Below are 23,935 nucleotides of genomic sequence, written 5' to 3' on the forward strand. Positions count from 1 at the left end.
CAGTCAATTGATGCCGAGCATCCTGACGTCAGGTAGTAAACAAGCAGTAAACAAAAGGAGGAACCCTATGGAGGGTCCCGAAATCACGGCTGTAGAAGCCACGATCGATAACGGATCATATGGCAAGCGCACGGTGCGCTTCGAGACGGGTCGTCTCGCCCAGCAGGCGGATGGGGCAGTAGCCGCCTATCTTGATGACGATTCCATGGTGCTGTCCACCACCACCGCTGGATCCAGCCCCAAGGAGAACTACGACTTCTTCCCGCTGACCGTCGATGTGGAAGAGAAGATGTACGCCGCAGGCAAGATCCCCGGCTCCTTCTTCCGTCGCGAGGGTCGGCCCTCCAACGAGGCCATCCTGGCCTGCCGGCTGATCGACCGCCCCCTGCGTCCCCTCTTCCCGCACACCCTGCGCAACGAGGTCCAGGTCGTGGAGACCATCCTGGCCGTCAACCCCGAGGATGCCTACGATGTGCTGGCTCTGAACGCGGCCTCTGCCTCCACCCTGATCTCCGGTCTGCCCTTCGAGGGTCCGGTCTCGGGTCTGCGTCTGGCCCTGATCGATGGCCAGTGGGTGGCCTTCCCCCGCTGGAGTGAGCGCGAACGCGCCGTCTTCGAGCTGGTCGTGGCCGGTCGTGTGGTCGAGGGCGGGGACGTCGCCATCGCCATGATCGAGGCAGGTGCCGGTAAGAACGCCTGGAACCTGATCTATGACGAGGGCCAGATCAAGCCCGACGAAGAGGTGGTCGCCCAGGGTCTTGAGGCTGCCAAGCCCTTCATCAAGGTTCTGTGCGAGGCCCAGAGCGAGCTTAAGGCCAAGGCCGCCAAGCCCACCAAGGACTTCCAGCTCTTCCCCGAGTACACCGACGAGCTCTATGCTCGCATCGACCAGGTGGCTCATGCCGACCTGGACCAGGCCCTGTCCATCGCGGAGAAGCTGCCCCGCCAGGAGCGCATCCACGAGATCAAGGAGAAGGTCCGCGAGGCTCTGGCCGACGAATTCACCGACATGGACGAGGCCGAGAAGGACAAGGAACTGGGCAACGCCTTCAAGGAGCTCCAGCGTCAGATCGTCCGCCGCCGCATCCTGACCCAGGACTACCGCATCGACGGTCGTGGCCTGCGCGACATCCGCACCCTGTCCGCCGAGGTGGACGTGGTGCCCCGCGTGCATGGCTCCGCCCTCTTCCAGCGCGGTGAGACCCAGGTGCTGGGTGTAACGACCCTGAACATGTTGAAGATGGAGCAGACCATCGACGCCCTGTCCGGACCCACCACCAAGCGCTACATGCACAACTACGAGATGCCGCCCTATTCGACCGGCGAGACCGGCCGCGTGGGTTCGCCCAAGCGCCGCGAGGTGGGCCATGGCAACCTGGCCGAGCGCGCGCTGATCCCGGTTCTGCCCAGCCGTGAGGAGTTCCCCTACGCCATCCGTCAGGTCTCCGAGGCCATCGGCTCCAACGGGTCCACCTCCATGGGCTCCGTCTGCGCCTCCACCCTGTCCCTGCTGGCTGCCGGCGTGCCTCTGAAGGCCCCCGTGGCGGGCATCGCCATGGGCCTAGTCACAGGCGAGGTCGACGGTCGGCCCACCTACAAGACCCTGACCGACATTCTGGGCGCCGAGGATGCCTTCGGCGATATGGACTTCAAGGTGGCCGGCACCTCCGAGTTCATCACCTCCCTGCAGCTGGACACCAAGCTGGACGGCATCCCCGCCGACATCCTGGCCGCAGCCCTGCAGCAGGCCAAGGAAGCCCGGGCCACCATCCTGGACGTCATCAACGAGTGCATCGACGGGCCCGCCGAGATGAGCCCCTATGCGCCGCGCATCATCACCACCCAGGTTCCTGTCGACAAGATCGGCGAGGTCATCGGCCCCAAGGGCAAGATGATCAACCAGATCCAGGAGGACACCGGCGCCGATGTCTCCATTGAGGACGACGGCACGGTCTACATCGCCTCCGAGGGTGGCGAGGCCGCAGCCAAGGCCAAGGAGGTCATCGACCAGATCGCCAACCCGCACGTGCCCGAGGCGGGGGAGACCTTCAACGGCAAGGTGGTCAAGATCACCAGCTTCGGTGCCTTCGTCAACCTGACCCCTGGCACCGACGGGCTTCTGCATATCTCGCAGATCCGCAACCTGGCCAACGGCGAACGTATCGACTCCGTGGAGGATGTCCTCAAGGAGGGCGACACCGTCGAGGTCATCGTCCAGGGTGTGGACGACCGCGGCAAGATCTCCCTGGCCATCCCCGGCTTCGAGGACCAGGAGTCCGCAGGAGGTCGCGATCGCGGAGGCCGTGGTGACCGTCGGGACCGTGGCGGTGATCGTCGTGAGCGCAGCGGTCGTGGTGACCGTGATCGCCGTGATCGCCGCAGCCGTTCCTCCGAACGCGAGGATCGGTATGAGGCCCCGCGTCGCTCCCGTTCCGAGCGTGATGACCGCTACTACGACGACGAGGACCAGGAGGACCGTCCCCGGCACCGTCGTCAGAGCCGCGACCGCGACTATGAGGATGGCGGAGACTGGTTCGAGGACGAGGACCGTGGCTCCCGTCGTGATCGTCGTCGTGTCTCCCGCGATGATGACGAGGATCGTGGCGGCCGTGGCCGTGGCGAGCGTCGTGGCCGTGGCAGCCGTTCCGAGCGTGATGACCGCGGTGATCGTGGCGGTCGTCACGAGCGTCGGTCTTCCGGACGTGGCGGCTATCGTGGCCGCAGGGAGAACCCGCGCTATGCCGCCGACGAGCACTATGACGAGTACCGGGCAGACCGGGAGGAGCGCTCCGAGCGTCCCCGTCGCCGCGTGCGCAGGGACTTCGATCCCTTCGACAGTGAGGACTGATTCCCACTGATGCCGGATGTTGATTGATTCGGCGTTTTCCGACAGGACCCCGTTCCAATGGGCGGGGTCCTGTTTTGTCTGCAGACCCTTCCGTGAGAGAATTGGGAACATGTCCGTATCACTGATCGTGCTTATCGTCATTGTCCTGCTGGTCGTGTTGCTGGTCATCTGGGGCATCGGGGCCTACAACGGTCTGGTCAATCTGCGCAACCGGGTGGCCAATGGCTGGGCCCAGATTGATGTCCAGCTCAAGCAGCGTGCCGACCTGGTGCCCAACCTGGTTCAGACGGTCAAGGGCTACGCCTCACACGAGTCCACCGTCCTGGAAGAGGTGACCAAAGCCCGCGCCGACGTGGCTCAGGCCCAGGCGGCTGGCGGGGATCAGATGCAGGCCCGTGCCGATGCCGAGCAGCGGCTGGGCCAATCCCTGGTCACTCTGATGGCTCGGGCGGAGGCCTACCCTGAGCTCAAGGCCAACCAGAACTTCCTGGACTTGCAGCGTCAGCTCAAGGACCTGGAGGACAAGATCGCCTACGCCAGGCAGTTCTATAATGATGTGGTTCAGAAGTTCAACACCCGCATCGAGACGGTCCCCTCCAACATCATCGCTTCACTTTTCCACTTCCGTCAGGCCCAGTACTTCCAGGCTGACGAGGGTAGCCGCCAGGCGCCCGTTGTGGACTTCGGACAGTGAACGCCCCAGCGGCCTCCTCCGGGAAGGCGGCCTCGAATCATCCCTCCTCGGGCCATCCCTCCTGGAGCACCTCACGCTTTCTCGGGGCCTTGGCGCTGGCTCTGGTGGCAGCCTTGGTGACGTGCCTCGCTGTCCTGTATATCTCCAACAGGAATCGTCCCGACCTGGTATACGATTCGGTGGATTATGATGTCCAGGTCCTGGATAATGGGGATTTGCGTATCAGTCAGACCCTGACTGTCACCATGAATTCCCGCAAGGACGACAACGGCAAGAAACGCCCTTGGCGGGAGCTCTACCAGCGCTATCAGATCAAGCCTGACCGGCTGACCGGCATAAGCGACGTAAGCGTGACTGACCTGACTAATGGCTCCACATATAGGCAGACCAACCCGCTAAAGTATCCTGATGCTGTCAGTTACATTCACGACTGGGACAAGAACTGGGCCGGCACCTGGTATATGGGCATGGTCTCGGACTGGAGGCTGAAATCCTACAAGCCGGGCGATGCGGGCCAAGGGTCCGCCTGCGGCGATCTGGGCAATCAATGCCAAGTGGAGCTGGGCTGGAACATTCCACAGACTACCAAGGATTCAGGTCGGCGCTTCCGCATCGACATGACCTTCCACGGGGTCACCACCGCCCATCCCGATGTGGCCGAATTCCAATGGGAGCCCGTGGGAGACACCAACCAGATTCCCGTTGAGCATGTGAGCGCCAATGTCAAGCTGCCCAAGCAGACAGGAACGGAGAAGGGCAAGGACGCGAAGGCCTGGCTGCACTTCGCTGGCAGGGGTTCCTACCAGGTGGTGGATGACAGCCGTATCCGATTCTCCGCAGACCACATCAAGCCGGGCCAGCATCTGGATTTGGTGGTGCTCTTCGATGCGGGGAGGACTTCCTCGGTGGTCAGGACCGATTCTCAGCCGGCACGCGACCGTATTGTTGGGCAAGAGCGTCCGCAGTACGAGCACTGGCACGCTGAGCAGACCAGACGGGCGAGGATCGGACTCTTGACGGGCGTCTTGGTACTCTTGGCTGCTATCGGGCTGATTGCAGTGATGCTTTGGCGGTCCTTCCGCAATTATGGAGACTCCCAGTACCAAGGCGATATCATCTACTACCGTCAGCCTCCTGATCTGTCACCCGCCGTGGCCGCCGTTATCAACGATGTGATGCTGACCCGAGAATCCCCTATTGGCAGGCAATTGTCAGCAACCATTCTCTCCCTGGCCTCCAAGCGGGCCATCGCTCTTGTTCCCGTCAAGTATGAGGACCGGGCGAGTTTCGGCGAAGGATCCGTGACCACCCAGGTGAGGAGCTTGCTGCTCAAAGGCAAACAGCAGTCCATGGAGGTGGTCATCAATCCGGTCTGCAGCAAGGATCGAGCATCCCTGGCCCTGTCCTCAAGCGAGGAAGCCTGCCTGAGCATGCTGGAAGGTGCCTCCACTATGATCGGCTCCGAGAATAAACGCTTCGACCTGTATGAGATGATTGCGCTCTTCGCCAAGACTGAATCCGATAATGGCAGGGCCTACCTGGATGCTTTCTACCAGGCTGTCGAGTATGAGACCGACAATGCCGACCTGCGCGCCTATCGTCATAATGTAGGGATCTTTGCCTTCCTGGCTGTGCTCTTGGCTGCTTTCATTCTGTTGGCCGGATTCCTGCCGGGCACCGTACTGGTACGTGCGCCCTTGGCCATGCTTCTGGTGGCTGTGGTGACATTCTCCTTGCGCTATAACTGTTGGCGGGTGCTGAGCAGGAATGGACAGCCCATGGCCGGGCAGGTGTCGGGACTTCGGCGCTATCTGCTTGACTTCAGCGATTTTAGCCACCGGGGTGTGGAGGATCTGGTGCTCTGGGACCGTTACCTGGTTTACGCTACGGCCTTCGGCATAAGCGACCGGGTCGTCGCTCAGCTGGCACAGGCCAGCCCTGAACTGACCGACTCCGACTGGCTGAATGACAATGCGCGCGGCAGCCTGCTCTACTGGACCTTCCTGCCTTACAGCCAGGATGTTGCGGCGGCTTCCTCCCTGAGTGACCCTGAAGCATTGGCTGTCAATTCAGCGCTCGGCCAAGGTGGCGTGATTGATTTGGGTACTCAATTGACCCAGGGACTCGACCAGATTGGCGGCCTGATTGGCATGGCCAGCGGCAACGGCTCTGGCAGTGTTATTGGTGGGTTTGGCGACGGCGGTGGCTCTTTCGACGGTGGCGGCGGTGGTTCCGGTGGCGGATCCTTCGGCGGCCGCTGAGGCCGGGCCGCCAGTTAAGCTCGATGGAGGCCGGCGGCGTCGAAGCCGGCCTCCATCTACAAGACGGGAGTACATACATGACATCGTCGATGCGGGCCTTGGGGCCCTTTACTACGACAGCGGTCGGACTGGGTTGCATGGGATTGTCCATCGAGGGCAAGCCGGACCAGGCAACGGCCATCGACGTCATCCACCAGGCCCTGGATGCCGGTTGTCGACATCTGGATACCGCCTGGTCATACTACGAATCGGGCGGCCCTGAGCAGACCAACGAGCGACTGGTTCGCCAGGCTTTGGACTCCTGGAAGGGCCCCCGTCAGGACGTGCTGGTGGCCACCAAGGTTGGGCACTACCGCAACTTCACTGACGGACGGCCCACCTGGGCTGTGGACGGTCGGCCGGAGAGCCTGATCCGGCACGCCAAGGAGTCCGCTCAGGCCCTGGGCGTGGACACCATCGATTTGCTTTACATGCATCGACCTGACCCGGAGGTGCCCTACCAGGAGTCCCTGGAGGCCATGGCTGAGCTGGCCAAGCAGGGTGTGGCCCGGACCCTGGGTGTTTCCAACGTAGATATTGAGCGGATGGACCTGGCTCGCAAGATTCTGGGCGATGACCTCGTAGCCGTGCAGAATCAGTTCTCGCCTACCTTCACCAGCTCCCGCCAAGAGCTGGACCATGCGGCCGAACTGGGTCTGGCCTTCGTCTGCTGGAGCCCCCTGGGAGGCTTCCGAGCACCCAAGGACGAGACCCGCTACGACCCCTTCCGCCAGGTGGCCCAGGAACGCGGCGTCTCCCACCAGCGTGTGGTCCTGGCCTGGGAGCTGTCCCAGAACAGCAACGTCTTTGTGGTTCCCGGGGCTCACAGGGCGGCCACCATTCTGGACTCCCTGCAGGCGGCCGATATGGAGCTGAGCGAGGAGGAAATGGAGCACCTGAACCGGGCGGCGACTGCATGAGTCGCAAGCCCCAACCAAGCAAGCAGAATGCCCAGAGCCTTCAGGGCGAAGCCTGGGATCGGGAACGAACCCTGCTGGACAGCAGCCCCCTATCCTCGCTGGACGAACAGGGTCGGCCCATCCCAGTCACCATTCCCATAGCCTTGGCGCCAGGGATCAAGGTGGTCTACACCACCAGGCTGGGCGGGGTCTCCTCAGGCGATTATGCCCAGCTGAATATGGGCGGCAAGGGAGGCGATGACCCGCAGGCAGTTGCTGCCAACCGTCAGGCTCTGGGTCGCCAGCTGAACCGTCCTGTGGTCCTGGTGGACCAGGTTCACTCAGCCCAGGTCTGGGATGCCGACCAGGGTCAGCCCCAGGGGCGCTGCGAAGCCGATGCTCAGGTGACCACCCGTCGCGACCTGGCCTTGGGCATCTTCGCCGCTGACTGCCTTCCCGTGCTGCTGGCCGACCCCCAGGCTGGCGTGATGGGGGCGGCCCACTGCGGTCGTCGTGGTCTGGTTGCCGGAGTCATTCCGGCCACAGTCCAGGCCATGGCCGACAAGGGAGCCGACCCGTCCAGGATTGTGGCAACCCTGGGGCCTCGGATCTGCGTGGATTGCTATCAAGTGGGCCCGGACCTGGCCGATGACTTCGAGAAACGCTTCCCCGGCGCATCCGGACCATGCCGGTTCGGCGGAATCGCCATTGACATCGCCGCTGCAGCCAGGATGGAACTGGAGGCGGCAGGAGTGACCAAGATCGTAGACTCCGCCCCCCGGGTCGGTGCCGCCACCAGATATCTGCGTCAGGACCCGGACCTGGCAGAGCTGTGCAGACAGGACGGTGAGGGTCCCGACCTGTCCAAGCGTCTCGAGGAGTTGCGTCGGCCCTTGTGCACCCTGGAGAATCCGCTCTGGTACTCCCACCGCCGGGCCGCGCTGGCCAGCAAGACGGGGGAAGGCCGCATGCTGGCCCTTATCCTGGCAGACGACTGACCTTGTAGATTGATTGATCCTGCTCCCAGCAGCCGGAACAGGCCTCGGGTGCAGATGTTCGGTGCAGATAGCGCCGGGTCTGCACCTTTCTCTGTTTGCGTATGAGTACCGTTGAATCTATGAGTGAGAGCAGAGCATCGGCAGCCCCGTCCGAGGTCAGTCAGGATGACGTAGAGTCGGAAGAGCAGATTCAGCCAGTTGTGGCGGTGATTCTGGCGGCCGGGCTGGGCGTTCGATTCGACGAGAACAACCCCAAGCAGCTGGTGCAGGTGGGCGGCAAACCCATCATTACCTGGTCAATTGACGCCTTCCAGCTCAATGACCGGGTCACCGACATCCTGGTCGTGGTCAACGATCGGGTGCGGGAGGCTGTCGAGGCCATTGTGGCAGATGATGCCTACGACAAGGTCCGCACGGTCATCCAGGGCGGCATCGAGCGCACGGACAGCACCGAAGCGGCCCTGCAGACCCTGGCTGATGCGGAGATCCCCCGGGATGCCAAGCTGCTCATCCACGATGCTGTGCGTCCCTTCGTCAGCCAGGAGTCCATCAATGGCTGCATCGATGCATTGGATACCTTCAACGCCGCAACCGTGGCCGTGGCCTCGACCGACACCATGCTGATGGCCGGCGACCTGGGCGAACGCAAGGTGGTGCGCCAGGTGCCCGACCGCGACAACATGTTCAGGGCTCAGACCCCACAGGCCTTCCGTTTCAGCACCCTCCGCAAGGCCTATGACCTGGCCGCCGCGGACCCCGACTTCCACCCCACCGATGACACCCGGGTCGTGGTGGACCACCTGCCCGAGGAGCCGGTGGCCATCGTGACCGGCAGTGTGACCAACATGAAGATCACCCTGCCCTCGGACGTGCCCATGGCTGAATGGATAGCGCGCTCCCTGGCGGGGTGAAGCCCTGTGTACCATGGGGCACATGGAGCAGATCAAGGTCATCGTCGCCGGATACGACCATTACCAGGGTGTTGACGTCAACCCCTCCTACCAGGTCTCACAGGCTCTGGCCGAGCATGGCATGGAGGGCATGCGCCCTGTCGGCCCCACCGAGGAGGACCCCTTGGAGGGCGTGGACCTGGCTATTTCCTCCGTCACCATGCCTGTCAGCTTCGCCAAGGCCTGGCCCATACTGCATGAGGCCATAGAGCGGGTGCATCCCGATATCATCATTGCCACAGGGCTCAAGCGTCGGGCTCGCGGCATCGCCATGGAGCGCTGCGCCGTCAACCTCAAGGAGGACGACGCTGACGACCGTGAGAACTTAGGGGAGCAGGAGCCTCAGGATACCGTCCGCCAGACCAGCCGCCAGCCCATCGATCCCCAGGGTCCGGCCGCCTACTGGACCCGACTGCCGCTGAGGGCCATCCTGCACGACTTCGGCACCTGCGGCATCCCTGCCACGCTGAGCTCGGACGCGGGCACCTACGTCTGCAACGCACTCTTCTACAATCTGCTGGCATGGGCTGCAGGACACAAGGATGTCCTGGCCGGGTTCGTCAGCCTTCCCCTGGTCAATGAAAACGGCGGTCAGGAGTGCGGCCTGCCCCTGGATCAGCAGATACAGGCTGTGCGCGAGGTGGTCAATGAGACCATTCGCTACTACCGCAGGCCCTCCTCCAGCCCTATTCTTATTGCCTGAGACCCGTATGTAAGGCCAATGTGTCGGCGGCAGGTCAGACGGCGAATTCCGGCCTGTCATGGGGTAGAGTCGAGGTAAATTCACCGGACCGAAGACATTCTTGTCACGGGCCGGCATGTCCTGGTGGCGAAGAGGAGTGTTTCCATGGCCGAAGATCAGTTTCCCGTTGTCCTGCGAGGCTATGACAAGGAGCGGGTCGACCAGACCCTGGCGGCCTCGCGGAGCAATCTGGCCCGGTTGCGTCAGCAGATCAAGGCTGACGATGATCGCATTCTGAAGCTGGAGGCGGAACTTCAGGAGGCCAAGTCACGCAAGGTCGAACAGCCGCGCAACTCCTTCGCCTCCCTTGGGGCCAACGCCCAGCAGCTGCTGGCCTCGGCCGAGCAGACCAGCACCGAGCTGCTCAACCGCGCCAAGCAGGATGCGGCATCCACTAAGACCTCCGCCCAGGAGAAGGCGACGACCCTGGTCAACGAGGCCCAGCTTGAAGCCAAGCACATCGTGGACGAGGCCAATGCCAAGGCCAAATCTATCGTCGAAGCCGCCAATGACGAAGCCAGGACCGTCACCACCACCGCCAAGCAGCAGAGCGAGCAGAGCAAGTCAGCAGCCGACAAGGTCGTGGCCGAACGTCGCCAGGCCCTGGATCTGGAGCTGCAGAACTCCCGCGAGGAGCATGAGAAGCGACTGGCCACCAGCAAGGCCACCCAGGACAAGGAGCTGTCCGAGCAGAAGGCCAAGGCCGCCAAGGAGATCGCCGACAAGCGGCGCAAGAGCGACGAGGAGATCGCCAAGCTCAAGAAGGATGCCAACGATCAGATTCAGAAGGCCCTGGCCGAGGCCAACAAGAAGCTGGCCGACGTGCGCGAGCAGGTCTCCAAGAGCCTGAATGATGCCCGCAGGCAGGCTTCGGAGATCACCGACAAGGCCAAGTCCGAGGCCCAGCAGATTGTGGACGAGTCCAAGGTCACCAGTGCCGAGACCATGGCCAAGGTCAACGCCGAGGCCGAGCAGGTCCGCTCCGACATCGCCGCCCAGCAGGAGGATGCCACCAAGAAGGTGGGCGAGCTGCTCAAGAGCCTTGAGGAACGGCGGGTCAAGACCGAGAAGGAGTCCCAGGAGCTGATTGAACAGGCCAAGGCCACCCGCAAGGATGCCGACTCGTTCGCCTCCTTCAAGCGTGAGGAGTCCGAGCGCAAGGCCAGCCAGCTGCTGGAGGAGGCCAAGCAGCGCGCCCAGGATGAAGTCGAGGCCCATCGCAAGGCCGCCCAGGCTGAGCTGGACGGACTCAAGGACCACATCACCAAGCTGCAGCACCGTGAAGCCACCATCACCTCCCGGGTCGACGAGCTGCGGAACATCTTCTCCAAGTCCTTCGGCAACTTCGACGGCTTCCACGATGAGGCTGTGGTCAGTGACCAGGACGAGGGGCAGGCGCCCAGCGTACCCGTGGTCAACGCTGTACCTGCCGCGGATCCGTTGCCGGCTCCAGCCCCAAATGCCGAAAGCGAGGATGAAGGTGTCGGCCAGCCCGTCACCGACACCCAGGAGGAAGCCACTCGGACTTCGATCGATCAGGTCGCAGTGGGCCAGCCGGCCGATGACCTGACAGCTGATGACGCGGCAACTGATTCCACCAGCAATTCAGAGGATAAGGCCAACGCGGCCGTGACTGTCCGTTCCTCGGCCAATATGCCCACTCAGGTTCTGCCCTCCCCGGCCCCGAGCGTCCTGCCCGGTGCATCCGGCCAGGCCGATGATGCGCCGGTCCAGGCCAAGGATGGACAGGTGGAGAAGGCGGTCACCGACCAGGAGACTACGGTCATTCCGCCCATCAACGATGACGTGCACCCAACAGATCGTGACTGATTAGGGAACATCGGTAATTCAACAGGGCCGGGTTGCAGGCATGGTCTGCGACCCGGCCTCTGTTTTGCCTGGAAGTTGCCTGGCCGCATGTCGAAACGGGCGCGGGCGTCAATCTCGATTCCAACCCTTGCTCTGGCCTAGAGTCGATGGTGAAGAGGTGCAGGCAAGGGTCACGGGATTGGGAGAGCATCATGCAGCAGCCAAATCAGTCATCATCAGATTCGTCCGTCACGGATTCGACCGAGGCGGATGCGGGAAGACGGGGAGGATCGGGCGCATCTCCAGGACCCGCACGCTCATGGATCGCCCAGGTTCGTCGTGGGGTGGATCTGCAATCCCTCTATGCCCTGGTGTATCTGGTGGTGGCCAACCTGATTGCGGGAGTTCTGAATTTGCCCTCGGTGGCCGCAGCCCTGGGAATTGCCCGCCAGCCAGGGCTGGCCGATCTGCTGGGCGATCTGGTCATGCTGGTCTTCCTCTTCGGCACCCGTGGCCAGGACCTGCTCGGCCGTGGCTCCAACCCTGTAGGGTACAAGGCTCAGACCAATCCCGGCCCGGCCGTGCTGATCGGGGCCATCCTGCTGATCATGCTGGCCAGCAGCATCGAGACGGGCTTCACCTGGGTGGTCAACCAGGGATCCCAGGCCCTGGGGCTGGTCTACCATTCAACAACTTCCCAGATCGCGGCGGGCCAGCATGGGTTCCTGTCGCCCCTGGACACGGCCATCCTGGTCCCCGTCGTCGAGGAGTTCCTGCTACGCGGCGTGGTCATGGGCAGGCTCAGACCCTACGGTCGGACCTTCGCCATCGTCACCTCCTCCTTTATCTTCGCCTGCCTGCACGGAGACATCACCCAGAGCGTGTTCACCTTCCTGCTGGGTCTGATCCTGGGTTTCATCGCCATGGAATACTCCATCCTCTGGTCCATGGCTCTGCATATCTTCAACAACCTGATCCTTGCTGACGCCATGATGTGGCTGACCCAGACGGTGCCGGCCCGCACCGGCACGATGATCAACCAGGGTATGACCCTTCTGGGCTTGGTTGGCGGACTGGTCGTCCTCTGGCTGATTCGGGGACAGCTGGCAGACTACCTGCGCGCCAATCGTTCACGCCACGGAACCTATAAGGGCTGGATCTCCCTCGGGCTGGCTGTCCTGATGGTCCTGGCCGTGGTCAATGCAGCCCAGCGCTTCTCCCTGGCTTGACAAGGTACAGTTGTCCACATCCTCCTCCAGGCGAACCCTCGATGACCAATTCCCGCTATGCTGGATGCAGGGATGCAGATACATCCGCATGAAAGGAAACAAGGACAGACCGTATGACATCAGCACTGACACCACTGGATCAGACCCGTTTGGAGGGCCTGCGCACCGCCTTCGACGAGCGCGAGGCCAACCACGTCGCCATGAACGCCGTCACTCAGGTAGGCATTGACGAAGTGGCCCACAACTATAATCGCTCCCGCCTGCTCCAGCACCGATTTTCGGTCAGCATCGACAATGGCACGGTCACCTCGCAGGCGCACTCCGGCCGTTGCTGGCTCTTCAGCTCGCTGAATGTAGCCCGATTCGTGGCCCGCAAGGCTCTGAACATTGACGGCAAAAGCACCGCCAACCCGATGGGCGATTTCGAGCTGTCCCAGAACTACGCCATGTACTACGACAAGCTTGAGCGCGTCAACTACTTCCTGCGCGACGTGGCGGCTCTGGTGCGTGCCGGCGAGCCCGTCGACTCCCAGCTCATGCGCTTCCTGATGGGCGATGTCATGGGCGATGGCGGCCAGTGGATCATGGCCATGAACATCTATAAGAAGTACGGCGCAGTGCCCAAGCAGTACTATCCCGAGACTGCCTCCTCCCAGAACACCAGCCAGATGAACGATCAGCTGCGTCGTCTGCTTCACCAGGCCACGGCTCACATGGTGGCCAACCCGGACGGCATCGACGAGATCATCGACCGGACCCTGGAGGCCGGTCACCGTATTCTGACCATTCACCTGGGCACTCCGCCCACCAGCTTCGACTGGGAGTGGACCGACAAGGACGGCGTCTTCCACCGTGATGGGCGGATCACCCCGCAGGAGTTCTGGAAGCGCTACGTGAATGCCGGGCTTGAGGACTATGTCTGCCTGGTCGACGATCCGCGCCCCGAGCATCCCAAGGGCCGCAAGATCGGCATCGAGCACCTGGGCAACGTGGCTGGCGGCGATCCCACTGAGTACCTGAACGTCCCGGTGGAGGTCATGAAGGACTGCGCCCGTCGTCTGATGAGCGAGCAGGGTCTGCCGGTCTGGTTCGGCGCCGACTGCCACCCCATGATGGACCGCAAGGCCGGTCAGTGGGCCACCGACCTGTTCGAGTACGGCCGGGTCTACGGTGTGGACTTCAACATGGACAAGGAGCAGCGGGTGCGCTTCGGCGATTCGGCCCAGAACCATGCCATGGCATTCGTGGGCGTGGATGTGGCCGATGACGGCCGGACCACCAACCGCTGGCGGGTGGAGAACTCCTGGGGCGGGGATATCGCCAACAAGGGCTACTTCACCATGAGCGACGACTGGTTCAGCCAGTATGTCTACGAGGTGGCCGTGCCCAAATCCATGCTGTCCGAGGAGTATCGCCAGGCCTTCGACCAGGAGGCCATCATGCTGCCCGCCTGGGACCCCATGGGTGCCTTGGCCTGAGCTTACCTATCTAACTGTTCGCTCCCGTGGCCTATAAGGGTCGCGGGAAAGGACCGTCCACATTGGCCCGGATGTGGGCGGTCATAAGCAATTCGGGCATGATCGTCGTAGCGCGACAGAGAGGAGAGCGACCGTGGCATTCGTCAAGGAACCGGATATCATCCCGGAAGAGGGGCGGCAGTATTTTGCCGATACGGCCGTCTTTCCCGAGACAGTGGATGTCAATATTCGTCAGCTGGATCCCATCCCGGCACCCAGGGTCTTTCTGCGCTCGCGGCCCCTGGATTCGAAGCGTATGGAACTGGTCCGGGACTCCCGCCAAGCCATTCGCGATGTTCTGCATGGGCGGGACGACCGGTTGCTGGTCATCACCGGCCCCTGCTCCATCCACGACCCGGAGGCTGCTCTGGAGTACGCCCGTCGTCTGTCGGCCGTCAATGAGCGGTTGAAGGATCGGCTCCTTATTGTCATGCGGGTCTACTTCGAGAAGCCCCGGACCACGGTCGGCTGGAAGGGCCTGATCAACGACCCCGACCTGGACGGAACATTCAACATTCGCAAGGGGATCCGCCTGGCCCGCCAGGTGCTCTGGCAGGTCCTGGGCCAGGGGATTCCGGCTGCCACGGAATGGCTGGATCCCATCACCCCACAGTATCTTTCCGACGCGGTCAGCTGGGGGGCCATCGGCGCTCGGAACACGGAGAGTCAGGTCCACAGGGAGCTGGCCAGCGGCATGTCCATGCCCATGGGCTTCAAGAACTCGACCGAGGGCAGTGTAGAGGCTGCGGTCGATTCCTGTCTGGCTGCGGCATCCGAGCATCACTTCCTGTCCATCAACCTGGACGGCCATGTCATCGCCGCCGAGACCAGGGGCAACCCCGACTGCCACATTATTCTGCGTGGTTCCAGTCATGGCCCCAATTACGATGCGGAATCCGTCAGGTCCGCCCTGGAGGTCATGCATCAGGCGCCGCTGGGTCCTGGTGCCTGCCAAGGTCTGATTGTGGACGCAGCCCATGGCAACTGCGGCAAGGACCCCGTACGTGAGGCCCGGGTGGTCGAGGAGCTGGCAGACCGTCTCGCCAAGGGCGAGCAGGGTCTGTCGGGCATCATGATGGAGAGTTTTCTTGAGGGCGGTCACCAGAAACCGGCTCCACTGGATCAGCTGGTCTTCGGCCGGTCCGTCACCGATGCCTGCATTGCCTGGGATAGGACCGAGGAACTGCTGCAGATCCTGGCCGATGCCGTGCAAGCCCGTCGGGAAAGGAAGAAGGCATGAGTGGGATGAAGGATGAGCCACAGGAGCCTCTGCCCCGACCCAGCAAGGCCTACGAGGTTGAACTGGTGCACAAGGCGCTGGCGGCCGGCGTCAACCCCTTGCAGACCGGGAACCTGCCCAGATGGGAGGACGAGGTAGGCATAGGCAGGATCGTCAACAGGCGGGTCTTTGAGCTTGACCGCCTGCCTTCGCCCGCGCAGATGCTGACCCGATACCCCTTGGATGGACCGGCCAAGGACCTGGTCATCCGCTCCCGGCAGGAGATTGTGGACTGTCTGCATGGGCGGGACGATAGGTTGCTGGTCATTGTGGGCCCCTGCTCCATCCATGACCCCGATGCCGCGTTGGACTATGCCCGTCGTCTGTCGGCCGTCAATGAGCGGTTGAAGGATCGGCTGCTGATCGTCATGCGGGTCTACTTCGAGAAGCCCCGGACCACGGTCGGCTGGAAGGGGCTGATCAACGACCCCGACCTGGATGGCAGCCACAACATTCAGAAGGGCCTGGTCCTGGCACGGCGCATCCTGCTGGGTGTGCTGGACACCGGGCTTCCGGCGGCCACGGAATTCCTTGAGCCCACATCGCCCCAGTACATTTCTGATGCGGTCAGCTGGGGGGCCATCGGTGCTCGGAACACGGAGAGCCAGGTCCATCGGCAGCTGGCCAGCGGCATGTCCATGCCCATTGGCTTCAAGAACGCCACGGACGGCAGCGTGGATGTGGCCATTGACTCCTGCTATGCGGCCTCTCAGCGCCACACCTTCTTTGGAATAGACCACGAGGGTCAGGCCGCAGCCGTAGCGACCATGGGCAATCCCGACTGCCATCTGGTCCTTCGTGGCTCCAAGTCCGGCCCCAACTACGATCAGGATTCGGTGCGGGCGGCCCTTGCCGTGCTTCGCCAGCGCATGCCCAAGGACAGCGCGGCCGCCCACGGACTGCTCATCGATGCCTCCCATGGCAATTCCGGCAAGGATGAGCGGCGTCAGATCCAGGTTGTCCATGAGTTGGCCCAGCGGATAGGCGACGGCGAGGAGGGCTTTACCGGGCTGATGATGGAGAGTTTCATACGTGGCGGCAATCAGAAGCCGGCCCCGCTGGACCAACTGGTCTACGGGTGCTCGATCACCGACCGCTGCATCTCCTGGCCCGACACTGAGGATCTGCTGGAGGAACTGGCACAGGCAGTGGACCGTCGTCGCAGCACGGCTCGTTGACTTACGGCCTGCAGTAGGCTGGTCGGGCCGCAGTCGCGGGTGAAATCATGGATAAGGAGTCAGGCATGAGTGAAACGGACGGTTCCCTGGAGGGTGAAGATCGACGGCCGGTTGTCGTCATAGGAGCCATGGACGAGGAAGTGGCCCTGATTGGCCAAGGCCTGAAGCAGGCGGATCAGGATCCGCACGCCAGTGATGCTGGACTGAAAGTCATATGTGGCACCCTTGATGGGTCGCAGGGCCCGGTTCGACTGGCTGCCACAGTGGGCGGCATGGGTACTGTCAACATCGCCGCCACCACGCAGTATCTGATTGATGCCTTCCATCCCAGGGCCGTCATCTTCTCCGGCATTGCCGGCAACCTGAACAAGGACCTGCACATCAACGACGTGGTTCTTGGAGGCACCCTGCGTTATTTGGACACGGACATGCGGTTGGTGGCCCAGTCGGCACCCGGCACCGAGGAGTTTCACTCGGACCCCCACCTGCTGGATCTGGCAAGCCGGACTCTGGATGCCATGGGGCTCAAGCACATCGTCGGCACCATTGCCACAGGCAACTACTTTGTGGACAACTCGGAGAAGATTGCCCAGGTCAAGGAGCAGACCGGGGCTGATGCGGTCGAGATGGAGGGGGCTGCCGTCTGCCACGTGGCGGCCCGCAACAAGGTCCCGGCCCTGGTCATCCGCGCTCTGAGCGACAACGCCGACACCGACTACGAGGTCTTCCGGGAGTTTGACATCTCCGAATATGCCGACACGGCCGCCAGGCTGGTGCTGGGCATCGTGCGTGAGCTTTGAGCCTAGATCGATAAGAAGCCCATGGGCGTGTGGCTCGGCGCCCGTGGGCCTGCGAGCTGATTGGTCGCGCCCGCTGAGGTTTGTGTACCATGAATCCGCCGCAGTCCTGCAGCCTTCGGATCTGACTGATGCCGAGCTTGGGGCGTCTGCGGATTTGACGGCCGCAGCCGAACTGTGTATTATTACCCTTTGCATACCAAAGACCGTTGGTCGGGACCCTTGGGTCTCCTAAGTTCGGTTGATCGAGCCAGCACAGGTTGAGTTTCAGATCGGTCCTTACGACCTGTTTTCCGCTCTGCCTGTCGGTAGGGCTTTCTTTTTGCCTGTCATGCTCGGTCGTCCGGCTCCCTCCAGAGGTCTGTCTAGGAAGGAACGCCATGAAAAGGCCCGAAAAGGAAGAGGCTGTCGCCAGGCTGACGGACAAGTTCCGTGACGCCGATGCCATCATCCTCACCGAGTACCGCGGGCTCAGTGTTCCGCAGGTCGCCGATCTGCGAAACAAGCTAGGCCGCGATACTTCCTACAATGTGGCGAAGAACACGCTAGCCCGGATTGCGGCCAAAGAGGCTGGAATCGAAGGTCTCGATGAGATGCTTGCCGGCCCCTGCGCCATCACCTTCGTCAAGGGTGATTACGTCAATGCCGCCAAGACGCTGCGTGATTTCGCCAAGGACAACCCGGCACTGATCGTCAAGGGCGGCTTCATCGATGGAGCTGTTGCTGACGCGGATGCCATGGAGAAGATCGCGGATCTGGAATCCCGCGATGTTCTGCTCTCCCGGATGGCCGGCGCGCTCAAGGGCACCATGTCCAAGGCCGCCAACCTGTTCGTCGCTGTGCCTACCAAGGCAGTGCGCACGTTCGACGCCCTGCGCGAGAAGCAGGAAAAGGCCGCCTGAGTCCACGGCCATCGGCCCGGATTCATACGGCAAACACAAAAAAAGATGTTCGGTGATCGGCCTACCAGTCAATGCCGGTCGCCACAAATGAAAGGAAGCCATTATGGCCAAGCTCTCCGCTGACGAGCTCATCGACGCGTTCAAGGAAATGACCCTGGTCGAGCTGTCCGACTTCGTCAAGAAGTTCGAGGACGAGTTCGATGTTGAGGCCTCCGCCCCTGTGGCCGTGGCCGCTGCCGCCCCCGGTGCTGCTGCTCCGGCTGAGGAGGAGAAGACCGAGTTCGACGTCGTCCTCTCCGCCATCGGCGACAAGAAGATCCAGGTCATCAAGGCCGTCAAGGCCATCACCAACCTGGGCCTGGCCGATGCCAAGGCTCTGGTTGACGGTGCCCCCAAGGCCGTCCTGGAAGGCGCCAAGAAGGAAGACGCCGACAAGGCCAAGGCCCAGCTGGAAGAGGCCGGCGCCACCGTCGAGCTCAAGTAGTCATCGGCTCTTTCTGAGCCCTTGCATGCTGGAAAGCCCTGTGCTGTCATCGACAGCGCGGGGCTTTTCCTATATCTTGTCAGACCTGCGCGCAAGGGTGGTTGCGCTGCCCCGTGCTGAGCCGATTTTCACCGGAGTATATGTGTTTGTTCCCCTCTGCCCCTGTGGACGCAGTTTCGGCCACTCAGCGGCATGGGGACGGCCATATAGTTGGAACGATTGCAATAGATTGCAACATTTTTTTCATGATTGAAACCGCAGCTAAGCTAAGGCTCTGTCCTATCGACCGTGACGCCGATGCCCAGATATGACAACGAGAGAGCAATCATGACCATCACCTTCACCAACCAGTTCTGGACCGTGACCTCCGGAGATCTGACCGATCGACGCAGGCCCCTGCAGGCCCCTCCAATGGGGGAGAAGCCCAGGGGCGCCATGCCCATCGTCATCGATCCCTGCCAGCGCCATCAGCCCTGGATCGGTGCCGGAGCCGCAATCACCGATGCCGCGGCCTCGTTGATCTGGGGCAGCCAATCCGCGCAGCAAAGGCATGTCCTTCTGGACGACATGTTCAACCCTGACAAGGGCGGCTTCTCGGTCATCCGCATCCCGTTGGGCTCCTGCGAGCCGTCCTCCCAGCCCTACTACACCTACGATGACATCCCCTACGGGGAGCATGACAGGGATCTGACCAGGTTCTCCCTGGGTGAGGGCGAGTCTGGCGCTCCGGACGCCACCAAGGACTACAAGTACATCATTCCTGTAGTCCAGGAGATTCTGTCCATCAATCCTGCCGTGAAAATCATCGCCTCGCCCTGGAGCGCCCCGGCCTGGATGAAGAACACCGGTCACCTGTGCATGGGCGGTCACCTGCGCTTCGGCGAGTGGACCGGCAACGGCTATGATCCGCTTGAGGATTCCATAGAGGGGGTCTATGCCCGTTACTTCGCCCGCTACATCGACGAGATGGAAGCCATAGGCATCCCTATATGGGCGGTCACTGTGCAAAACGAACCCTCAAACGCCGCCCCATGGCCAGCCATGACCTGGACTCTGGCCCAGCAGGCCGACTTCGCCCACCGCTTCCTACGGCCTGTGCTGGACCGTCGGCACGCTCAGGTGCGCATCTTCATCAACGATGACTCGGCGCACTGCCTGACCGGACCGGTCGACAAGGATGTCACCGCCGAGCAGGCCCGCTCCATCGATGGTCTGACCTTGCATACCTACGACAACGACTACCCGAATCTGGACTATGCCAACCGGGTCTATCCACAGTGGATCTACGGCATGACCGAACGTCGCTGCATGCTGAACCAGACCCCCGAGGATGCTGCTCACATCATGTCCGGTGTCATTGGCAACTGGCTGGTCCGCCATGGCTCTTCCTTTATCACCCTGTGGAACATGGCCCTGGACGAGCGGGGGCTGCCCAACCAGATCGGTGCCGACGGCAGACGCGGGGTGGTCACCATCGATCATGGCAGCGGCAAGGTCCGCAGGAACCTGGAGTATTTCATGCTCCGCAGCTTCGGCCAGGACGTGGAGCCAGGTTCGGTAGTGATCGACTCCAGCAACTACACTCCGGACGGCTGGAGCGGCTCGCTGGGCTCCGTGGCCTTCCTGGCGCCGGATGGATCCATCGCCGCACATATCTACAACCCCACGGGCAAGCCAGTCAAGGCGGCTGTCACTGTCAACGGTTGGGGGGACCGTTGGCAGAGCGTGACTGTGCCTGCATGGGGGACCGTGACCATGCACGCGACGACGGGCGAGCGGATCAATGATTCGGCCGTACCCGAGGATGAGGACTTCGCTCTGCAATTGCCTGAGTACACCGTGGATGACAAGGCTCCCGGACAGGACTGAGGCTCGGATTCTGCAAACTGGGAAAGAGCCCGGCGGAAGGAGAAATACGATTATGGAGGAGATTTGGACCGCAACCGCAGGGGACCTGTCCCAGCGGCGAGAACCTATAGCGACCCCGGAGACGACAACTGGGCCCGGCGCAGCCGTCCCCATCGTCATCGATCCAACCAGACGCTATCAGTACTGGGAGGGGGCCGGCGCTGCTCTGACGGACTCCAGTGCCTACCTGTTCATGACGGCCATGGATGCCGACCAACGTCATCGGATTCTGACCGAGCTCTTCGACCCGGCTCAGGCGGGCCTGTCCACCTTGAGGATCTCCATGGGGTCCTGCGACTTCTCCAGCCAGCGCTACTACTCCTATGATGATCTGCCCGATGGGGTGATGTCGGATTCGGGCATGACCTACTTCTCCATTGGGCAGGGGAAGCCGGGCACGCCCGAGGCCACCAAAGACATGAAGTATGTGGTCCCCGTCCTTCAGGAGATCATGGCCATCAACCCGGGCGTGCGGATTCTGGCTTCGCCCTGGAGCGCACCCGCTTGGATGAAGGACAGTGGTCGGCTGGACGGGGCTGGACGTCTGAGGCTGGGGCAATACTGCGGCAATGGCTACCGTCCACGTGACACGGTCGATGCCGCCTATGCCCGCTATTTCGTGCGCTTCATCGAGGCCTACCAGAAGCTGGGGATTCCCATCTCGGCAGTGACCATGCAGAACGAGCCCTCCAACAATCCGCCCTGGCCCATGACGATTTGGACCCCTGAACAGCTGGTGCGTTGGGGCGTGGACTACCTGCGTCCGGCGCTGGACCGTAGCTTCCCCGAAGTGGAGATCTTCTTCGGGGATGATGGATTGAGGTTCTTCAGCCGCCCGGTCAGCGACTATATGACCCCTGTGGAGGCCCTGAGCTTCGCCGGGACTGCCATGCACACATACTCCGGTCTGCCCAAGTGGGTCGTGAACGCCACCAGGCAGTTCCCCGGATGGCGCTCGGTCATGAGTGAGCGCCGTTGCATGTTGGACGAGCAGGTGGACGAGGCCAGCCATGTCATGTTCGGGGAGATCGGCATCGGACTGGTCCGCCAGGGCGTGGGCATGATCGACCTATGGAATCTGGCCCTGGATGAGCAGGGTCTGCCCAGTTGGGCGCGAACCATGGGCCGGCGCGGGGTCATCACCGTCGATTCCCGAACCGGCGGGATCAAACGCAATCTGGAATACTTCATGCTTCGTAATTTCGGACAGGATGTGCCGGTCGGCGCTCGCAGGGTGGCCTCCACCAGCCACACCCTAGATGGCCGGACCGGCGGTCTGGGTTCGGTCGCCTTCGTTCGCGACGACGGCGAGCTCAGCGTCATCCTCTACAATCCGACCGGAGAGCCCATCCAGGCGGCCCTGACCGTCAATGGCTGGGGCGCCAACTGGCGACCGGTAAGCGTGCCGGCTTTCGGGACTGTTTCCTGCCACATGTCAGACTCCGATCGTCTCAACCGCAGCACGGTGCCCGAGGATGACCAATTCGTCGTCCATATGACTCCGCACCCAGACGACGACCACGACGAGGGAGAGGACGGCCAGGACTGATCCGATGACGGCGGCCGTTGCTTGACTCTGATGGTTGTGCCCAGAGCAAGGGCGGCCGCCGTTTCTTGTTGATCCAGTCAATCGCTTCGTTGCCAAAGCCTTGCCTGAGGGGAGGGTTCGCTGCACCGGCATGCCTGCCAGTCTTTCATGTGTCCTTTATCGGTTAATTCGGCACGCAATCAATCCTATCTCTGGGTTTCATGACAGAATAGGCGATAGTACCGAGTGAAGGCGGCTGCAGATTTGGGAGGTCGAAAACGTGAGTGACGATCGGCGACCGGGGCAGGTGTGGATAATCAAGTTTAATGGGGCGGAAGAGACCCGGCTCAAGCCTGGCGAGACCGTCGAGATCGGCCGCAAGCCCCTGCGTCCGCTGGCCGATGACGGTCGGCGTCGTCTGGAGGTGCCCGATCAGACTAAATCCATGTCCAAGCGACATGCCATTTTCGCCGTCGACCAGGACGGTCTGGCCACCCTGCGCGACATGGGTTCCACCAACGGGTCCTATCTGATCCAGTCCGACGGATCCCTGGTCAGGTTGCCTGTGGATGCCGACTTCCCCCTGTCCAGCAGTTCGGCTCGTTTCCAATTCGGTGATGTCCCTGTCGACTTCGTGCGCATCAGCAATCCTGAAGAAGATAAGACCGATCCTTCGACCCGGGTGCCCGACCTCTTCTCATACTCCACGCAGCCCCGGGGCATGGTGGAGCCTGATGCAGCTGAGATGTCCGTCGACGACATTCTGGACATGCGCGCCGGCGAGCCCACTGGCATCTTCAAGGCCGACGGGGTCCGCAACAGGGTCACTGCCCTTCACGATATGGCCCTGGGTGCCGCCAAGACAGCCGATTCTTCCCAAGAGGTCAACGGCGCTTCTCAGGATCGTCCCGGGTCTGTCTCAGTCGCTCGCGACTCGCGGGACAATCCGTCGCAGCCCGCGGATTCGCGGGGCTCGCAAGCGCGGCATTCTGACGATTCTGATCCAATCGAGCATAGCCAGGCTGACAGGGGGCCGGTCGATGCAGGCTCAGCGGATGGTCAGGGATCGGACCGTCGCAGGGTCTATGCCGACCAGCCGGATGACAGGGCATTCGAAGACCGCCAGGGTGACCGGCGTGCAGGTGACTTCCAGGCCCAGGGCGCTCGTGGCGAAGCTCGTCGGCCTCTGCCATGGCAGGAGCATGAATCCGAGCAGGGCCTGCCTCTGGTCGGCACCCAGGAGGAGGACAGCCGGCCTGTCGACCGTGACCTTTTCGCGGATGCTCGCCGATCACGTTCCCCCGAATCCGCTTCTGATCAGAACCACTACAACCAGGATGCCGGCGATGCCCATGACGTCCGTGACAATCGTGGTCATCATGACGATCGTGCGGCTTCCGGCCGCAGCGGCTATGCAGACGGCCAGTCACGGCAAGGCCGGAGGGGCGAACCGGGCTCGGCCCAGGGGTTCACCCCGCTGGGAGCCGTGGAGCTGGCCCGCCTGTCCAAGAAGGAATCAGATCAGGCCCGGCGTCCCCAGCCAGCGGATAAGCAGGGTGATGACCAGCGTTATCAGCCGGCCTTCGAGCCCGGATCCGTCTTCGAGCGGGTCTCCAAGGGGGACTATGACCGTGGCCAGGAGGCCATCGTGGTGGACGGGATGAGCTCCGATGATGCCAAGCGTACCGGGGACTTCGCCCTGCAGTTCGCCATGGCCAAGCATCGGCAGCTGCTGCCTTTCCTGGCGATGAACCCGGCCCTCTATGATGATCTGTACGCCTGGTTGGAGGCTCAGGGCGACCAGGACATCGACGCGGCCCTGCGCAACAATGACGGGTATCACGAATATCTGAACGCCGTGCGGAAGTGAGTG

18 protein-coding genes are annotated in these 23,935 nt (G+C 62.4%); all 18 read left to right on the forward strand.

All coding sequences use genetic code 11. The annotated features are described in order from the left end of the window. Positions 1-67: 67 nt before the first annotated feature. The 18 genes from H3U90_RS04940 (at position 68) to H3U90_RS05025 (ending at position 23,932) form a co-directional block, all read left to right on the forward strand. Positions 68-2,848 carry a polyribonucleotide nucleotidyltransferase gene (locus tag H3U90_RS04940; RefSeq protein ID WP_198177279.1) on the forward strand — a complete coding sequence of 927 codons (2,781 nt, stop codon included), beginning with the start codon at positions 68-70 and terminating at the stop codon, positions 2,846-2,848. A gap of 109 nt (positions 2,849-2,957) precedes the next feature. Next, positions 2,958-3,542 carry a LemA family protein gene (locus tag H3U90_RS04945; protein WP_198177280.1) on the forward strand — a complete coding sequence of 195 codons (585 nt, stop codon included), beginning with the start codon at positions 2,958-2,960 and terminating at the stop codon, positions 3,540-3,542. Then, positions 3,539-5,803: a DUF2207 family protein gene (locus H3U90_RS04950; protein ID WP_198177281.1), complete on the forward strand. Its 2,265-nt coding sequence runs from the start codon at positions 3,539-3,541 to the stop codon at positions 5,801-5,803. Before H3U90_RS04945 ends, H3U90_RS04950 begins: the two co-directional genes overlap by 4 nt. Positions 5,804-5,880: 77 nt before the next feature. Further along, positions 5,881-6,762: an aldo/keto reductase gene (locus H3U90_RS04955; RefSeq protein ID WP_198177282.1), complete on the forward strand. Its 882-nt coding sequence runs from the start codon at positions 5,881-5,883 to the stop codon at positions 6,760-6,762. After that, complete coding sequence (locus H3U90_RS04960; RefSeq protein ID WP_232340472.1) at positions 6,759-7,739, forward strand: polyphenol oxidase family protein; 981 nt, start codon at positions 6,759-6,761, stop codon at positions 7,737-7,739. The genes H3U90_RS04955 and H3U90_RS04960 overlap by 4 nt, the downstream gene beginning before the upstream one ends. Before the next feature lie 119 nt (positions 7,740-7,858). Next, a complete protein-coding gene (locus tag H3U90_RS04965; RefSeq protein WP_198177283.1) occupies positions 7,859-8,650 on the forward strand; it encodes an IspD/TarI family cytidylyltransferase in 792 nt (263 codons plus the stop codon). 22 nt (positions 8,651-8,672) lie between these two features. Continuing rightward, on the forward strand, positions 8,673-9,392 hold the full coding sequence (locus H3U90_RS04970) for a pyroglutamyl-peptidase I (protein WP_198177284.1): 720 nt from the start codon (positions 8,673-8,675) through the stop codon (positions 9,390-9,392). A 144-nt stretch (positions 9,393-9,536) separates the two neighbouring features. Beyond that, positions 9,537-11,261, forward strand: a complete 1,725-nt coding sequence (locus H3U90_RS04975; RefSeq protein WP_198177285.1) for a cell division protein — start codon at positions 9,537-9,539, stop codon at positions 11,259-11,261. Positions 11,262-11,452: 191 nt separating this feature from the next. Next, positions 11,453-12,469: a CPBP family intramembrane glutamic endopeptidase gene (locus tag H3U90_RS04980; protein WP_198177286.1), complete on the forward strand. Its 1,017-nt coding sequence runs from the start codon at positions 11,453-11,455 to the stop codon at positions 12,467-12,469. A gap of 113 nt (positions 12,470-12,582) precedes the next feature. Next, positions 12,583-13,947 carry a C1 family peptidase gene (locus tag H3U90_RS04985; RefSeq protein WP_198177287.1) on the forward strand — a complete coding sequence of 455 codons (1,365 nt, stop codon included), beginning with the start codon at positions 12,583-12,585 and terminating at the stop codon, positions 13,945-13,947. Positions 13,948-14,080: 133 nt separating this feature from the next. Next, a complete protein-coding gene (locus H3U90_RS04990; protein ID WP_198177288.1) occupies positions 14,081-15,226 on the forward strand; it encodes a 3-deoxy-7-phosphoheptulonate synthase in 1,146 nt (381 codons plus the stop codon). Then, positions 15,223-16,443, forward strand: coding sequence for a 3-deoxy-7-phosphoheptulonate synthase (locus H3U90_RS04995; RefSeq protein WP_198177289.1), 1,221 nt, complete (start codon positions 15,223-15,225; stop codon positions 16,441-16,443). The genes H3U90_RS04990 and H3U90_RS04995 overlap by 4 nt, the downstream gene beginning before the upstream one ends. Positions 16,444-16,508: 65 nt before the next feature. After that, positions 16,509-17,243 (forward strand): 5'-methylthioadenosine/S-adenosylhomocysteine nucleosidase, encoded by a 735-nt coding sequence (gene mtnN / locus H3U90_RS05000; protein WP_198177290.1) that lies wholly within the window; start codon positions 16,509-16,511, stop codon positions 17,241-17,243. Positions 17,244-17,620: 377 nt separating this feature from the next. Beyond that, a complete protein-coding gene (gene rplJ, locus H3U90_RS05005; RefSeq protein ID WP_015022404.1) occupies positions 17,621-18,142 on the forward strand; it encodes a 50S ribosomal protein L10 in 522 nt (173 codons plus the stop codon). A gap of 103 nt (positions 18,143-18,245) precedes the next feature. Next, positions 18,246-18,626, forward strand: a complete 381-nt coding sequence (gene rplL / locus H3U90_RS05010) for a 50S ribosomal protein L7/L12 (protein WP_045924837.1) — start codon at positions 18,246-18,248, stop codon at positions 18,624-18,626. Between the two features lie 327 nt (positions 18,627-18,953). After that, entirely contained in the window at positions 18,954-20,495 is a 1,542-nt protein-coding gene (locus tag H3U90_RS05015; RefSeq protein ID WP_198177291.1) for a glycoside hydrolase family 30 protein, read from the forward strand. 52 nt (positions 20,496-20,547) lie between these two features. Continuing rightward, positions 20,548-22,083, forward strand: coding sequence for a glycoside hydrolase family 30 protein (locus tag H3U90_RS05020; RefSeq protein ID WP_198177292.1), 1,536 nt, complete (start codon positions 20,548-20,550; stop codon positions 22,081-22,083). Between the two features lie 259 nt (positions 22,084-22,342). Next, complete coding sequence (locus H3U90_RS05025) at positions 22,343-23,932, forward strand: variant leucine-rich repeat-containing protein (protein ID WP_332460588.1); 1,590 nt, start codon at positions 22,343-22,345, stop codon at positions 23,930-23,932. The last annotated feature ends 3 nt before the right edge of the window (positions 23,933-23,935 follow it).

The sequence above is a fragment of the Bifidobacterium sp. W8103 genome, from assembly GCF_016100775.1.
In the GTDB taxonomy this organism is placed as follows: domain Bacteria; phylum Actinomycetota; class Actinomycetes; order Actinomycetales; family Bifidobacteriaceae; genus Bombiscardovia; species Bombiscardovia choladohabitans.

What these genes read in the sequence shown, in the direction of transcription:
- H3U90_RS04975 (WP_198177285.1), top strand. Translation starts at nt 9,537, where the DNA reads ATGGCCGAAGATCAGTTTCCCGTTGTCCTGCGAGGCTATGACAAGGAG.
- H3U90_RS04945 (WP_198177280.1), top strand. Translation starts at nt 2,958, where the DNA reads ATGTCCGTATCACTGATCGTGCTTATCGTCATTGTCCTGCTGGTCGTG.
- H3U90_RS05015 (WP_198177291.1), top strand. Translation starts at nt 18,954, where the DNA reads ATGACCATCACCTTCACCAACCAGTTCTGGACCGTGACCTCCGGAGAT.
- H3U90_RS04955 (WP_198177282.1), top strand. Translation starts at nt 5,881, where the DNA reads ATGACATCGTCGATGCGGGCCTTGGGGCCCTTTACTACGACAGCGGTC.
- H3U90_RS04985 (WP_198177287.1), top strand. Translation starts at nt 12,583, where the DNA reads ATGACATCAGCACTGACACCACTGGATCAGACCCGTTTGGAGGGCCTG.
- H3U90_RS04980 (WP_198177286.1), top strand. Translation starts at nt 11,453, where the DNA reads ATGCAGCAGCCAAATCAGTCATCATCAGATTCGTCCGTCACGGATTCG.
- H3U90_RS05020 (WP_198177292.1), top strand. Translation starts at nt 20,548, where the DNA reads ATGGAGGAGATTTGGACCGCAACCGCAGGGGACCTGTCCCAGCGGCGA.
- mtnN (WP_198177290.1), top strand. Translation starts at nt 16,509, where the DNA reads ATGAGTGAAACGGACGGTTCCCTGGAGGGTGAAGATCGACGGCCGGTT.
- H3U90_RS04995 (WP_198177289.1), top strand. Translation starts at nt 15,223, where the DNA reads ATGAGTGGGATGAAGGATGAGCCACAGGAGCCTCTGCCCCGACCCAGC.
- rplJ (WP_015022404.1), top strand. Translation starts at nt 17,621, where the DNA reads ATGAAAAGGCCCGAAAAGGAAGAGGCTGTCGCCAGGCTGACGGACAAG.
- H3U90_RS04940 (WP_198177279.1), top strand. Translation starts at nt 68, where the DNA reads ATGGAGGGTCCCGAAATCACGGCTGTAGAAGCCACGATCGATAACGGA.
- H3U90_RS04960 (WP_232340472.1), top strand. Translation starts at nt 6,759, where the DNA reads ATGAGTCGCAAGCCCCAACCAAGCAAGCAGAATGCCCAGAGCCTTCAG.
- H3U90_RS04965 (WP_198177283.1), top strand. Translation starts at nt 7,859, where the DNA reads ATGAGTGAGAGCAGAGCATCGGCAGCCCCGTCCGAGGTCAGTCAGGAT.
- rplL (WP_045924837.1), top strand. Translation starts at nt 18,246, where the DNA reads ATGGCCAAGCTCTCCGCTGACGAGCTCATCGACGCGTTCAAGGAAATG.
- H3U90_RS04970 (WP_198177284.1), top strand. Translation starts at nt 8,673, where the DNA reads ATGGAGCAGATCAAGGTCATCGTCGCCGGATACGACCATTACCAGGGT.